The 13,107-nt window shown below is 58.9% G+C and carries 17 protein-coding genes, 1 other RNA gene and 1 riboswitch; of the genes, 8 read left to right on the top strand and 10 right to left on the bottom strand.

Annotated features, from left to right (window positions below):
• Nucleotides 1-45: 45 nt before the first annotated feature.
• Nucleotides 46-702, top strand: a complete 657-nt coding sequence (locus ACR0IP_RS17735) for a ceramidase domain-containing protein (protein ID WP_480526991.1) — start codon at nucleotides 46-48, stop codon at nucleotides 700-702.
• Here the strand turns inward: ACR0IP_RS17735 and ACR0IP_RS17730 are convergent.
• The gene (locus tag ACR0IP_RS17730) at nucleotides 693-1,256 is read right to left on the bottom strand and encodes a DUF4202 domain-containing protein (RefSeq protein ID WP_425085575.1); all 564 of its coding nucleotides are present in this window, start codon (nucleotides 1,254-1,256) and stop codon (nucleotides 693-695) included. The two genes, ACR0IP_RS17735 and ACR0IP_RS17730, sit on opposite strands and share 10 nt — an antisense overlap.
• A 146-nt stretch (nucleotides 1,257-1,402) precedes the next feature.
• Nucleotides 1,403-1,561: a hypothetical protein gene (locus ACR0IP_RS17725; protein WP_170460730.1), complete on the bottom strand. Its 159-nt coding sequence runs from the start codon at nucleotides 1,559-1,561 to the stop codon at nucleotides 1,403-1,405.
• 219 nt (nucleotides 1,562-1,780) lie between these two features.
• Between ACR0IP_RS17725 and gatC the strand changes: the two genes are divergently transcribed.
• From gatC to rnpB, 5 genes are all read left to right on the top strand, one after another.
• Nucleotides 1,781-2,068 carry an Asp-tRNA(Asn)/Glu-tRNA(Gln) amidotransferase subunit GatC gene (gatC, locus tag ACR0IP_RS17720; RefSeq protein ID WP_170325838.1) on the top strand — a complete coding sequence of 96 codons (288 nt, stop codon included), beginning with the start codon at nucleotides 1,781-1,783 and terminating at the stop codon, nucleotides 2,066-2,068.
• 3 nt (nucleotides 2,069-2,071) lie between these two features.
• Nucleotides 2,072-3,559 (top strand): Asp-tRNA(Asn)/Glu-tRNA(Gln) amidotransferase subunit GatA, encoded by a 1,488-nt coding sequence (gene gatA, locus ACR0IP_RS17715; RefSeq protein ID WP_480526989.1) that lies wholly within the window; start codon nucleotides 2,072-2,074, stop codon nucleotides 3,557-3,559.
• A gap of 38 nt (nucleotides 3,560-3,597) precedes the next feature.
• The gene (locus tag ACR0IP_RS17710) at nucleotides 3,598-4,299 is read left to right on the top strand and encodes a hypothetical protein (protein WP_480526987.1); all 702 of its coding nucleotides are present in this window, start codon (nucleotides 3,598-3,600) and stop codon (nucleotides 4,297-4,299) included.
• Entirely contained in the window at nucleotides 4,250-4,966 is a 717-nt protein-coding gene (locus ACR0IP_RS17705) for an N-acetylmuramoyl-L-alanine amidase (protein WP_480526985.1), read from the top strand. Before ACR0IP_RS17710 ends, ACR0IP_RS17705 begins: the two co-directional genes overlap by 50 nt.
• Nucleotides 4,967-5,092: 126 nt before the next feature.
• Nucleotides 5,093-5,492: RNase P RNA component class A (gene rnpB / locus ACR0IP_RS17700), an RNA gene on the top strand.
• Nucleotides 5,493-5,501: 9 nt separating this feature from the next.
• Here the strand turns inward: rnpB and ACR0IP_RS17695 are convergent.
• The 3 genes from ACR0IP_RS17695 to ACR0IP_RS17685 all read right to left on the bottom strand — a co-directional run bounded on the left by ACR0IP_RS17695 (nucleotide 5,502) and on the right by ACR0IP_RS17685 (nucleotide 7,378).
• The gene (locus ACR0IP_RS17695) at nucleotides 5,502-5,834 is read right to left on the bottom strand and encodes a GYD domain-containing protein (protein ID WP_209255793.1); all 333 of its coding nucleotides are present in this window, start codon (nucleotides 5,832-5,834) and stop codon (nucleotides 5,502-5,504) included.
• Nucleotides 5,835-5,908: 74 nt separating this feature from the next.
• Nucleotides 5,909-6,730 (bottom strand): DUF2182 domain-containing protein, encoded by an 822-nt coding sequence (locus ACR0IP_RS17690; RefSeq protein ID WP_480526982.1) that lies wholly within the window; start codon nucleotides 6,728-6,730, stop codon nucleotides 5,909-5,911.
• 12 nt (nucleotides 6,731-6,742) lie between these two features.
• Complete coding sequence (locus ACR0IP_RS17685) at nucleotides 6,743-7,378, bottom strand: DUF1326 domain-containing protein (RefSeq protein WP_170374851.1); 636 nt, start codon at nucleotides 7,376-7,378, stop codon at nucleotides 6,743-6,745.
• 279 nt (nucleotides 7,379-7,657) lie between these two features.
• Here ACR0IP_RS17685 and rpmG point away from each other — a divergent pair, with 279 nt between their 5' ends.
• Nucleotides 7,658-7,825 (top strand): 50S ribosomal protein L33, encoded by a 168-nt coding sequence (gene rpmG, locus ACR0IP_RS17680; RefSeq protein WP_037309480.1) that lies wholly within the window; start codon nucleotides 7,658-7,660, stop codon nucleotides 7,823-7,825.
• 208 nt (nucleotides 7,826-8,033) lie between these two features.
• Complete coding sequence (locus tag ACR0IP_RS17675) at nucleotides 8,034-8,540, top strand: hypothetical protein (protein WP_170374852.1); 507 nt, start codon at nucleotides 8,034-8,036, stop codon at nucleotides 8,538-8,540.
• Nucleotides 8,541-8,631: 91 nt separating this feature from the next.
• Here ACR0IP_RS17675 and ACR0IP_RS17670 read toward each other — a convergent pair whose 3' ends face one another.
• The 5 genes from ACR0IP_RS17670 to nrdH are packed head-to-tail and all read right to left on the bottom strand — an operon-like array spanning nucleotide 8,632 to nucleotide 12,756.
• Nucleotides 8,632-9,018: a pyrophosphohydrolase domain-containing protein gene (locus tag ACR0IP_RS17670; protein WP_480526980.1), complete on the bottom strand. Its 387-nt coding sequence runs from the start codon at nucleotides 9,016-9,018 to the stop codon at nucleotides 8,632-8,634.
• Entirely contained in the window at nucleotides 9,018-9,989 is a 972-nt protein-coding gene (nrdF, locus tag ACR0IP_RS17665; protein WP_480526978.1) for a class 1b ribonucleoside-diphosphate reductase subunit beta, read from the bottom strand. Before nrdF ends, ACR0IP_RS17670 begins: the two co-directional genes overlap by 1 nt.
• An 11-nt stretch (nucleotides 9,990-10,000) precedes the next feature.
• Nucleotides 10,001-12,124 (bottom strand): class 1b ribonucleoside-diphosphate reductase subunit alpha, encoded by a 2,124-nt coding sequence (gene nrdE, locus ACR0IP_RS17660; RefSeq protein WP_480526977.1) that lies wholly within the window; start codon nucleotides 12,122-12,124, stop codon nucleotides 10,001-10,003.
• Nucleotides 12,106-12,519, bottom strand: coding sequence for a class Ib ribonucleoside-diphosphate reductase assembly flavoprotein NrdI (nrdI, locus tag ACR0IP_RS17655; RefSeq protein WP_170375345.1), 414 nt, complete (start codon nucleotides 12,517-12,519; stop codon nucleotides 12,106-12,108). The genes nrdE and nrdI overlap by 19 nt, the downstream gene beginning before the upstream one ends.
• Nucleotides 12,520-12,534: 15 nt before the next feature.
• Complete coding sequence (gene nrdH, locus ACR0IP_RS17650) at nucleotides 12,535-12,756, bottom strand: glutaredoxin-like protein NrdH (protein ID WP_170374861.1); 222 nt, start codon at nucleotides 12,754-12,756, stop codon at nucleotides 12,535-12,537.
• Between the two features lie 85 nt (nucleotides 12,757-12,841).
• Nucleotides 12,842-13,033: riboswitch (cobalamin riboswitch) on the bottom strand.
• Nucleotides 13,034-13,107: the final 74 nt, after the last annotated feature.

The raw sequence follows: 13,107 nt of genomic DNA, 5'->3' as shown, positions 1-13,107 counted from the left end.
GCGATGCCTATTGGCATCACACTAGCATCCGTTATGTAAAAGTTCATGGATTGGTTTCAGGAAATTGACGGGTATTGCGAACGCCTTACCCCCGCCTATTGGGCCGAGCCGATCAACGCGGTGACCAACGCCGCGTTCCTGATCGCAGCTTTCATCATGTGGCGCAGGGTGCGCGGGCAGGGGATGCCTCTGGCCATGCTACTGGTGTTGTTTCTCGCCACGATCGGGATCGGCAGCTATCTGTTTCACACCCACGCGCGGGTCTGGGCTGCGATGGCCGATGTCGCGCCGATCCTTCTGTATATTCTGGTCTATATCTTTGCGATCAATCGGGACGTCTGGCAGATGCGTCCTCTGCCCGCCGCGATGGTGACCGCGCTTATCATTCCCTATACGGCCGCAACCCTGCCGCTGTTTCAACTGGTTCCGGGTTTGGGAGGGTCAGCTGCATACGCTCCGGTGCCTCTGCTGATTCTGATTTACGCGTTTCTTCTTCGCAATCGCACACCGGAAACGGCCCGAGGGCTAGCGATTGGCGCGGCTATACTGATCGCCTCGATCACCTTCCGCGCTTTGGATGAGCCTCTATGTATGCAGCTCCCGCTGGGCACGCATTTCATGTGGCACATCCTGAACGCCACCATGCTGGGCTGGATGATCGAGGTTTATCGTAGGCACCTAACCCGCGCGTCTCAGTCCTGAAACGCAGCAGCCAGGTTTTCGGGCAGATCGAACTCTTGCAGAACCCGCGCGCGGCCTTCGGCTGACATCTTCCGGGCTGTCTTTTCGACAATTCTCTGAATCTTTTCGGCCGAGTGTTTTGCGGCGAAAGGCGCGAAATACCATTTCAGGAATACAAAGCAGATGACATCCTCAAGCGCCTGAACTTCATCATCGCGCTTGATGCCTTGCTTGCGTAGCATGCGACCGGTCGCGTCGATATCATCCGCGTCGTATCCGGCCTGCTGCATCAGGCCCATGACAACCTCAGCGTGATGGACACCCTGTGCCTTGCGCCAGGCCAGATATCCGGCGCGGCCTTCGGGATATTCGTTGCGCGCCAGCTTCCAGCGTTCAACGTGTTGCCCGCGCGCGGCAATCTGCAACATGTCCGAGGCGTCAGGGAACAGCCTGTCCATCTCAGTGCTCATGCGTTGACCATAGATCAGCTCGACCGGTTGGCCGTCTTCGATGTTGGGGTCTTGCCTGTTGGCCGCATCAATCGCGTCCAGAACGGCTTGCTTGCGCGCGCTCATCTTCTGCTCCGTTGGTTCTTGCCGAACCAATCTTACGGTTCGGCGCATCACTCGGTCTACCGTAGCGGGTCGCGTCGAAAAGAGCAGCAGTCAATTGTTGCCGTCCGGGTCGGGCAGTTATCACCCGACCCGGGGCAGGGGGTCTATCACTTGTTCGTCTTGACCTGATCCTGGCTGACAACCTCGGGGGCAGGAGTGGGGAAGGTCAGATCAGGTGTCAGGGTATTCATTGTTGGGCCAAAAGCCTGTGCTTGCGACGCTACAACAGTGGTGGCCACTACAAATGCAATCAGGAAGGGTTTCATGTCTCTACTCCGGGTTTTGGCTGTGCCGTGCAATAGAAATGAACAGTTCAGTTTAGTTTTTCAAGAGTAAAAATGAACTAAACGGTTTACTTTTTTGCATGGGAGGTATGCAAAATGGAAAAGAGGCCATGTCAGATGATGCCAGGGCAGACCTTATCGCGCTCTTGCGACCCGGACCTCGGACGGGTAAATGCCCCCTAACGCATATGAGGTTTTCCGATGTCGATTGACCAAAGCACCGCCGCCAAGGTGGCCAAACTGGCCCGGATCAAGGTCGAGGATGACGCGCTGCCCGCGCTGGCGTCCGAGTTCAACACCATCCTTGGGTTCATCGAGCAACTGAACGAAGTGGATGTCGAAGGCGTCGAGCCGATGGTCTCGGTCGAGCCGATGCGCCTGAAACGTCGTGAGGATGTGGTCACCGACGGAAACCAGCAGGACAAGGTTCTGGCCAACGCCCCCGACGCCCGCGAAGGCTTTTTCGCAGTCCCCAAAGTGGTGGAGTAAGACATGAGCGATCTGAACAAACTGGGCCTGGCCGAGGCTCGCGATGCGCTGCGCAAGGGTGACGTGACCTCGGTAGAACTGACCGAATCCTGCCTGACAGCCATTGATGACGCCGACGCGCTGAACGCTTTTGTCCACAAAACGCCCGAGATCGCGCTGGAACGCGCCAAGGCTGCAGATGAGCGGATCAAAGGTGGCGACGCGCCGTCGATGTGTGGTCTGCCGATCGGCATCAAGGATCTGTTCTGCACCAAGGGCGTGCCCTCGCAGGCGGCATCCAAAATTCTGGAAGGCTTCAAACCCGAATACGAATCCACCGTGTCTCAGCAACTGGCCGATGCCGGTGCTGTCATGCTGGGCAAACTGAACATGGACGAATTCGCCATGGGCTCGTCCAACGAAACCTCCGTTTATGGCAACGCTGTCAGCCCGTGGCGTCGCGGCAATGATGATGCGCAGCTGACACCGGGCGGCTCGTCGGGTGGTTCGGCGTCTGCTGTGGCCGCTGACTTGTGTCTGGCCGCGACCGGCACCGATACCGGCGGTTCGATCCGTCAGCCTGCAGCTTTTGTTGGTATCACCGGTATCAAGCCGACTTATGGCCGTTGCTCGCGCTGGGGCGTCGTCGCGTTTGCCTCCTCGCTGGATCAGGCCGGTCCGATGACCAAAAACGTACGCGACGCGGCGATCATGCTGGAAACCATGTGTGGCCATGACGCCAAGGATTCCACCAGCGCTGAACTGGCCGTCCCGAATTTTGAGGCGATGCTGACCGGCGACATCAAAGGCAAAAAGATCGGTATCCCGAAAGAATACCGCATGGACGGTATGCCTGCCGAGATCGAAAAGCTCTGGTCCGATGGCGCCGCGATGCTGAAAGACGCTGGCGCCGAGATCGTCGATATCTCGCTGCCGCACACCAAATACGCGCTGCCTGCCTACTATGTGATTGCGCCTGCCGAGGCGTCCTCGAACCTCGCCCGCTATGATGGCGTACGTTATGGCCGCCGCGCGCAGCTGTCGCAGGGTGACGGCATCACCGAAATGTACGAGAAAACCCGCGCCGAGGGCTTCGGCCATGAGGTGCAGCGCCGTGTGATGGTGGGCACCTATGTGCTGTCGGCGGGCTTTTACGACGCCTACTACAACCGGGCCCGCAAGGTCCGCACTCTGATCAAGAAAGACTTTGAGGATGTCTTCGCCGCAGGTGTTGACGCGATTCTGACCCCGGCCACCCCGTCCGCATCCTTCGGTCTGGGCGAGATGACCGAGGCTGATCCCGTTCAAATGTATTTGAACGACGTCTTCACCGTGACTGTGAACCTTGCCGGTCTGCCAGGGATCTCGGTGCCTGCAGGACTCGATAAACAAGGGCTGCCGCTGGGTCTGCAACTGATCGGTCGGCCCTGGGACGAGGGAGACTTGCTCAATACCGCCTATGCGTTGGAAAACGCCGCTGGTTTTGTGGCAAAACCGTCGAAATGGTGGTAAGCCTCGGGCCTGAAAGATATCAGACACGGAGGCGCAGCATGCGCTCTTTGCCTCTCATCGCGGCGATCTCGCTTATCGCCGCCTGTGATACGGTCACTCCGATTGGCGGAACCGATTTCAACACGCCCGAGTATCAGGCCCAGCGTGAGGCTCAACTATCCGGGCAGGGGAACGTCGTGAATCCGCTGCTCGCCCCGGTGGATGTCTCGGAACAGGCTCTGGGCGCTCCGGGTTCGGCATCGAACGCAGCCGTTGCGACCGGTGCCAATGCTGATATTGCCAATCAGACGGCGGCGGCTTTGGCCGGCACATCTGCGCAGCCAACTGTCACCCCTGTGCCTAGCAATACCGGCATCTCCGACGAACAGGATTTCGGAGCGGTGTCCGAGCGTCGCAGCATCGAATCCGACGCTGCCCGTATCGAACAGAACAGCCAGACCTACGAAGTGGTTGCCCCCACGGCCGTGCCTGAACGCGGAACTGACGGGCAGCCCAACATCGTGCAATACGCGCTCAGCACATCCAACCCGGTGGGCACCCAGCTTTACAGCCGCGCGGGGTTCAACCTGCAGGCCAAAGCACAGCGCAACTGCGCGCAATTCCCCTCGCCCGATCAGGCCCAGATCGCGTTCCTGTCGAACGGAGGGCCACAGCGCGACCGCAAAGGACTGGACCCGGATGGCGACGGCTATGCCTGCAGCTGGGACCCGAGCCCGTTCCGCAGTGCCATCAACAACTAAGCCTACGCCGATCTGGCATCCATCCCCGAATTTCGGCCCTCGCCGCGACGACCTGACGCCGACACTGATTGTCCTGCACTACACGGCGATGGACAGCGCTCAGGCGGCGCTGGAGCGTCTCTGCGACCCACAAGCCGAGGTTTCGGCACACTACCTGATCGGCGGGACGGGGACGCTCTGGCAAATGGTGCGCGAGGAGGACCGTGCATGGCACGCCGGTGCAGGCGAGTGGCACGGTCAGGCCGACATCAACTCGCGTTCCGTAGGGATCGAGTTGGACAATACCGGCGCGCATCCTTTCTCCGATTTGCAGATGGCAACGCTGGAAACCCTCGTGCCTCAGATCATGTCGCGCTGGGCGATCCCGCCCGAGGGCGTGATCGGCCATTCTGACATGGCCCCCGGTCGTAAAAGCGACCCCGGAGCAAAGTTCGACTGGCAGCGGCTCGAGCGACAGGGGCTGGCAGCGGTACGTGGAACCGAAACTGCCCCGGCAGACATCTCGTGCGACAGCTTTCGCACACTGGCCCGCGCCGCAGGCTTCACGGCCGATGTCCCGGACGAGACACTTCTGGCCGCCATCCGCCTGCGATACCGCCCCTGGGGCAAAGGTCCGCTCTCACCTGCCGATCTCAAGGCGCTCAGCCTTGCCCCACGCGCGACCTGATCCGCTCTTCATCTGGCCAAAAATATCCCGGGGATGAATTGGCCAAAGGCCAAGAAGGGGCTGGCCCCTTCCTCCGTCCTATCCACCCTTGACGCGACCGGGAACACAGCATACCCACCCCTCTGCGCGGAGGGCCGGATGGCCGCTGGGGTCACAAGACCCGAGAGGAAAGTCCGGACTCCACAAGACAACGGTGCCGGGTAACGCCCGGGCGGGGCAACCCGACGGAAAGCGCCACAGAAATCAGACCGCCTGCGGCTTCGGTCAAAGGTAAGGGTGAAACGGTGGGGTAAGAGCCCACCGCGCCGCTGGCAACAGCGGCGGCACGGCAAGCCCCACCGGGAGCAATGCCAAATAGGGTCCCCGCGCGGGATGGTCGGCATCTGCCGATACCACCGCTAAGCGCGTCTTGGCCGAGAGGGACCGGGTTGGCAGCTTGAGCCGCGCAGCAATGCACGGCCTAGAGGAATGGTCATCGAAGGGGGTAACCCCGGAACAAGATCCGGCTTACAGGCCCTCCGCGCGTATCCAATTGTCAGTTGCCGGGGGGCGTATAGGCCCCGACCAGTTTTGCAGCCTTCTTCTGAACCGCCACAAAGTCCTTGGCTTTCCAGGCCCTTACAGTTTCTATGTTGGATACCGCGCCCGAGGCGGCGACCGCCATGCCTACTGCAACTGCGTCCGTCTCATCGGGTGCTTCGCTGATAACAACCACGTCGTTGTCCCCCGTCGTGATGTAAAAGGCCAAAAGCTTGGCGCCGACCTTCTTCAACAGCGCTTTTACGGCGTCCGTCCGATCGGATGGTTTGCCGACCATCCCCTTAACGCCTTTTTGTGAGTATGATGCATAGGTGATAAAAATGGGCATGGATGCCTCCTGACTAAAGTTGAGGGACCTTTGATTGGGCCGGTCCTTTGGCCTGAAATCCGATCTAAGGCGGGCTAGGGCACGGCCACCAGCCACACGCCAACAATGATCAGCGCCGCACCGGTTGCAGGCACCAGCCACATGGCGCGCGGCATCAGTTTCTCCAACGCGACGTAAATGGCGACGCCGACGATCCAATAGAGGTTCATCACGCCGCCCACGAACAGCAGCAGCATCAAGGCCCAGCAGCAGCCCAGACAATAGGCTCCGTGCAGCGCGCCGGTGCGGATTGCGCCATAGGCGTAGGGTCTGTTGTGATCGGCCAGAAAACGCGCCGGGCTACGGCAATGGCGCAGACAGGCGGTTTTGAGGCTGGACAGTTGGTACAGCCCCGCTGCGATCATCACGCACCCGGCCGCCGTCCGGGAGCGGATGGTCATCATTGGGCCATCGGACAGCCCAACACCTTCCAGCAGCCATTGTGCTCCGGTCGCGAGCACACTGAACAAGGCCCAGGCCACCAGATAGCCGGCCAGAAAAAACAGGCTCAGCCGCGCCGTATTGGCCTTGTCCGGCCCGACCCGTTTTAACGCCATGAACAGCAGAACAGTGGGGGCGGCGCTGGGGGTCATCATCGCGATCATCATCACCCACCACATCAGGAAGATCAGCACAGCATAAGGGGCCGTCCAATGCACCTCGGTCGCCATCTGCATGGGATTGCCAATCGGGCGGGCCATCCGGGTCATGTCCACGGCGGTCATGTTCATGCCAGCCCCGGCAATCGTATACCACGATGCCGCCAGAACGATCAGCGCGACACAGACGAGAACAACTCCACGGTCATGCCGAAGCACCCGATCGACCAAATGGCTCGGTGGTGGGGATTCAGTCATTGAACACCCGGTCTAAGCGCCCAGAACCCCATGTCCTGAGATGTTGAGATGCGCCAGATGCGCATGGGTCGCATCAAAGGCCAGGCTGATCGCCGCACCCGTGGTTTGGGCCGAGCCCGAGGCCGCCTCGGCGGTGCGATATTCGAACCCGTTGGGAAGATGGAACGCCGCACGATGCGGGTCTCCGGTCACGATATTAGGGATCGGGCTGACTTTCACGTCGAACACACCGGTCACTTTAGCATAGCCGGTCCGGTCCTCGCGGCTCCAGTCCAGTTCGATCGGAACGTATAGAGTTTCGTGTTTCTTGGGTGCCATCGCGCTGAAGACGTACCACATGGTCGCCATTTCATCGGTGTCTTCGCCGGACATGATCGCCTGCAACGCAGCGCGCTGATCGGCAGAGGCGCTTTCATCGATGATCAACTGCATCTGGCCATTGCCCTCATGGATCGGGCCGGGCCAGTGATACACGCCTGCTGCCCGCACACCGGTAAGATCCGTGTCGCCATAGTGGCCGGATTCAATATCGAAGACTACTACAGCTTCGCAATTGCCATGGGTGGGTAGAACACTGAACTGGCAAGGGCAGCCGAAGTTGCAGTTACAATTGGCCAGCTCTTCGGCCTGCAGTTTCCATTCTGTCATGATTAACCCCCAAACACGCTTAAACGTAATCTGCCGTTTTAGGGTCGAGCCTGATCTGGATGCCTCGAAGGCCGGGCTTGGCGCCGGCTTTTGGGTCTTCCGAATTGCGCGACCATATCACGAAAGCGTGATTGCGCCAAATCCGGTGCAAGCGTGCAACTCAGCTTTTGTGCAACTCACTTGCGGAATCCGGTTGACTCGGGCGCGCGACGGGGTAAAAGCGCACGCTCATAGGAATTCAACCGGAAGGCCCTGCCTTTTCGGACGCAGGAGATAACCATGGCGAAGCCGACGACAATCAAGATCCGCCTGAACTCGACCGCGGGCACGGGCCACTTCTACGTGACCAAGAAAAACGCGCGTACGATGACCGAGAAAATGACCATTCGTAAATACGACCCGGTCGTTCGGAAACATGTCGAGTACAAGGAAGGCAAGATTAAGTAATCTGCCGTTCCAATTGGACATTTTGAAAAGGGCTCTGAGTTGTCAGAGCCCTTTTTCTTTCGGACGCGTACGCTGGTGCGGCCATGCGAAGGGAACAGGTCCGTTGCAGGGACGCATCAGCGCCAGGCCCCTTCGCACCTGCCGCGGCTTGCTTTTTACATCTCGCTACCGCTACGGTTTAGCAAATCGCCACAAAATGTTGACCGCCATGAAAAAAATCTTGCTACCGACAATCGCCGTTTTGACCCTCGCGGCTTGTGAAGACCCCTTCAATCGCCAAGGTGTCGGGTTCACCGGGATTGATGGTGAACCGCGCACGGTGTCCGATGTTCCGGGAGCCGTCGCCTTCTTACCGCCAGCGACCAATGTCCCGGCCGAGCTTGCGGAATTGCCGACTGTCTCAGTCCTATCCGACAAGGTCGGGATCGATAAGATTGCCGGTGTGGCGATCGAAAACGGCGGTCAGTCGCCTGCAAACGCGGTGGAACTATCGGGAAGCAGTCAGAACCTGTATCTGAGCACGGTGAATGTGAACGGCACCCTATTCGGTGTCGTTCGGACTCGCTCCAACAGCACTCGGGTCGATAACTCTGTGGGGGCGGCGTTTGGTAGAGAAACCGAACGCTTTACCGGTTGCCTGCCTGCAGGAGATGTCTACAGCAAGGGCTCATCCGATCGTAGCTCGGGCTTTGCGGTTCCGCTGAACTGCAGCTGATCCAGTCGAAGATCAGTTGACGTGAAAAAGGGCGGGGATTTACTCGCCCTGTTAATTTGGGCCGATGCTGTTCTTCTAAGCCAAGGCAGAGTTAGCCATCCTCAAGGAAACGGGCGAGGTCGGGCCGGCGGAAGGTCGGGCCTTTCAGCACCTTGCCATCTTCGCGAAGAACCGGTTTCCCATCGGCGCCCAGCTTGGACATGTTCGAGGCGTGGACTTCCTCCATCGCAGCTTGTTTGACACTGAGTAGGCCGAATTCCAGAAAGGTGCCGTCCAGCACGTATTGGATGTCACACAGGGCATCTAGCACCTCGACCAGATTGCCATCCTCCACCGCTGCGCGCAGCTCCGCAACTTCCTCTTCTAGGATCGCCAACCGCATCTGTGCGCGCGTCTCGGGGATTGCGGGTGCGTCCACGACCGGCACGTCAAAGGCTTCGTGCCAGTCCCGAACGATGGTCAGAGTGTCCTTTGCCATCAGAAATCCCAATCTTCGTCCTCGGTCGCTACCGCCTTGCCGATGACATAGGAGGAGCCGGAGCCCGAGAAGAAGTCGTGGTTCTCACTGTCTGGGCTGAGCGCCGCCAGAATCGCCGGGTTGACCTCGGAGACTTCGGGCGGGAACAGGGCCTCGAACCCGAGGTTCTGCAACGCTTTGTTGGCGTTGTAGTGGAGGAAGACCTTCACATCCTCGGTCAGGCCGAGTTCGTCATAGAGTTCCTCGGTGTATTGGTTCTCGATCCCGTAAAGCTCGAACATCAAGCCAAAGGCATAATCCTTCAACTCCTGCTGTTCCGCCTCAGAGAGCTTCTCGTAGCCGCGCTGGAATTTGTAGCCGATGTAATAGCCATGCACGGCCTCATCTCGGATGATCAGGCGGATCAGGTCGGCGGTGTTGGTCAGCTTGGCCCGGCTGGACCAATACATCGGCAAGTAGAAGCCGGAATAGAACAGGAAACTTTCCAGAAACACCGACGCGATCTTGCGTTTCAGCGGGTCATTGCCGGGAGCGTATGTTTTCAGGATCGCCTCGGCCTTGGCCTGCAGATGGGGGTTCTCTTCGGACCAGCGGAACGCCTCATCGATCTCCTTGGTCGAACAGAGCGTTGAGAAGATCGAAGAATAGCTGCGCGCATGCACCGCCTCCATAAAGGCGATGTTGGTCAACACGGCCTCTTCATGCGGAGTGACGGCATCGGGCATAAGAGCAGGGGCACCAACCGTGTTCTGGATCGTGTCCAGCAGGGTCAGGCCAGTGAAGACGCGGATGGTCAGTTGCTTTTCGTGGTCCGTCAGTGTCGCCCAGCTTTGGATGTCGTTGGACAGCGGCACCTTCTCTGGCAGCCAGAAATTGACTGTCAGTCGGTTCCAGACTTCAAGGTCCTTGTCATCCTCCAGCCGGTTCCAGTTGATGGCGCGGGGGATCTTGGTTTGGATCATGTCTTTCATATCGTTTCCCCTTACAGCGAGCAGGATACGCAGCCCTGCACCTCGGTCCCTTCAAGGGCCTCCTGGCGCAGACGCACGTAGTAGATAGTTTTGATGCCTTTCTTCCACGCGTAGATCTGCGCGCGGTTGATATCGCGGGTCGTGGCCTCGGCAGGGAAGAACAGGGTCAGCGACAGTCCCTGATCCACATGTTCGGTGGCCGCTGCGTAGGTGTCGATCAGCGCCTCTGGGCCGATCTCATAGGCGTCGCGGTAGTATTCGAGGTTTTCATTGCTCATGAAAGCCGCCGGATAATAGACGCGGCCGATCTTGCCCTCTTTGCGGATTTCGATCTTCGAGACGATGGGGTGGATCGAAGAGGTCGAGTTGTTGATATAGCTGATCGACCCGGTGGGCGGCACCGCCTGAAGGTTGCGGTTATAGAGGCCGTGTTTCATCACATCGGCCTTCAACGCTGCCCAGTCGTCGCTTGTGGGCAGGGTCATGCCGTCGAACAGAGCCTTCACCCGATCGCTTTCGGGAAGCCAGTCACGGGTGGTGTATTTGTCGAAGAATGTGCCCGAGGCGTAGTCGGAGGTCTCGAACCCCTTAAACGACGCCTTGCGTTCCTGCGCCAGTTCGCAGGAGGTGCGGATCGCGTGATAGGCTATGGCCGCGAAATACACGGACGTGAACTCGACCCCCTCTGGCGAGCCATAGTGGATATGTTCGCGTGCCAGAAACCCGTGCAGGTTCATCTGTCCCAGTCCGATTGCGTGGCTTTCATCATTGCCCCGACGTACCGACGGCACCGAGTCAATCGCCGACATCTCGGACACCGCTGTCAGCGCGCGGATCGCAGCGCCGACAGTGCGGCCCAGATCACCGCCATCCATCGTCTTGGCAATATTCAGCGAGCCGAGGTTGCAGGAGATATCCGTGCCCAGATGGGAATAGCTGAGGTCATCGTTGAACTCGGAAGCTTCATTGACCTGCAAAATCTCGGAGCACAGGTTCGACATGTTGATCCGGCCCGCAATGGGGTTCATCCGGTTCACCGTGTCTTCGAACATCACGTAGGGATAGCCGGATTCGAACTGAATCTCTGCGATGGTCTGGAAGAATTCACGCGCGTTGACTTTGGATTTACGGATGCGCTTGTCATCGACCATCTCGTGATATTTCTCGGTCACCGAGATTTCCGAGAACGGCACGCCGTAGACCTTTTCCACGTCATGGGGCGAGAACAGGTACATATCGGCGTTCTTTTTCGCCAACTCGAAAGTGATATCAGGGATCACCACACCGAGGCTCAGCGTTTTGATCCGGATCTTCTCATCCGCGTTTTCGCGCTTGGTGTCGAGGAAGCGCATGATGTCCGGGTGGTGCGCGTTCAGATACACCGCACCCGCGCCTTGCCGCGCACCCAGCTGGTTGGCGTAGGAAAAGCTGTCCTCCAGCAGTTTCATCACCGGGATCACGCCGGAGGATTGGTTCTCAATGCCCTTAATCGGCGCGCCATGCTCGCGGATGTTGGTCAGCAGCAGCGCTACGCCTCCACCACGTTTGGACAGTTGCAGGGCCGAGTTGATGCCGCGCCCGATGCTCTCCATATTGTCCTCAAGCCGAAGCAGGAAGCACGAGATCAACTCCCCGCGTGAGGCTTTCCCGGCGTTCAGGAAGGTGGGTGTGGCGGGCTGGAAGCGGCCGTCGAGGATTTCTTCCATGAAGGACAGGGCCAGTGCCTCATCGCCGCGCGCCAGCGCCAGCGCGGTCATGACGACGCGGTCCTCATATCGTTCCAGGAACCGCTGCCCGTCACGGGTTTTCAGCGTATATGAGGTGTAATATTTGAACGCGCCCAGAAAGGTCGGGAACCGGAACTTCTTGGCATAGGCCGCGTCCCAGATTTTGCGCATGAAGTTCTTGGAATACTGGTCCAGAACGGCCTCTTCATAGTAGCCCTCGTACACCAGATACCCCAGCTTTTCATCCAGCGAGTGGAAGAACACGGTGTTCTGATTCACATGCTGCAGGAAATACTGCCGCGCGGCCATACGGTCGGCATCGAACCGGATCTTCCCCTCACCATCGTAGAGGTTCAGCATCGCGTTCAACGCGTGATAGTCCTGCTCGTTTACGCTGCTGTCGAGCATAGGTTTCTCCCTAGTTTTTCCAGCCCGGCGCGGACGCGGGCGATGTCGGTCTCTGTTCCGGCCAGCTCGAATGTGTAGAGCAGCGGTACGTTGCATTTCTGGGCGATGATGCGACCGGCCAAAGCGTAGGTCGCACCGAAATTGCGGTTGCCTGTGCCGATCACCCCAACGATCCCGGCACGTCTGTCCGGGTCGTTCAGGAACCGGATCACCTGTTTCGGAACCGCCCCGCGCCCGTCGCCATCGGCATAGGTGGGGCTGATCAGTACATAGGGGTGTCCGGGGTCAGGCAGCGGGTCCATTCCATTCGGAATGCGGAAAGAGGTCAGGCCCAGCCGCGAGACAAAGCGGTGGGTGTTTCCGGATTTCGATGAGAAATAGACCAGCGCCGGGATCGGCGCGGCCATGGGTCAGGCCAGTTGGGCGATCATGTCCGGGCGGAAACCCGACCAGTGATCACTGCCCGCCACAACGACAGGGGCCTGACGATAACCCAGCTCGGTCACATGGGTCATGGCGCTGTCATCTTGGGTCAGGTCGATGACGTCATAGGTGATGCCTTTTGCATCCAGCGCTCGGGTGGTGGCGGTGCATTGTACGCATGCGGGTTTAGAATATACGGTAATGCTCATGTCGTCCTCTGTCCTTTTAATGAATGCCGAGGACGCTGCGGGCAAAATGAACCCTGAACACGCCCCCGAACCCTCCGTTCGCGGTTCTCTTTCTTTGCTTGCGGCAGGTCTCCTGGCTCGCGGATTGATGTTTTGACTGGCCTTCCCAAAAGCACGCTTTCAGTGGCGTATTCAGCCGAACTATCCGCTTACAGTTGCGGGGGCAGCGCCGGTTTTTCACCGGTTTCCCTCTTAGCTTTCAACAGGAATCGAAAGAACCGAAGCAACACCATATTGGGGTTGGTGGTGGCGTGTTGTCAATATATGGTGTGGCGAAGAAAATAAATTTCTTCGCTTGCACAACCAGCCACG

Source organism: Ruegeria sp. AL11, assembly GCF_056540865.1.
Note: the sequence above shows the minus strand (reverse complement) of the source record. Positions and strands in the feature narration are given on the sequence as shown.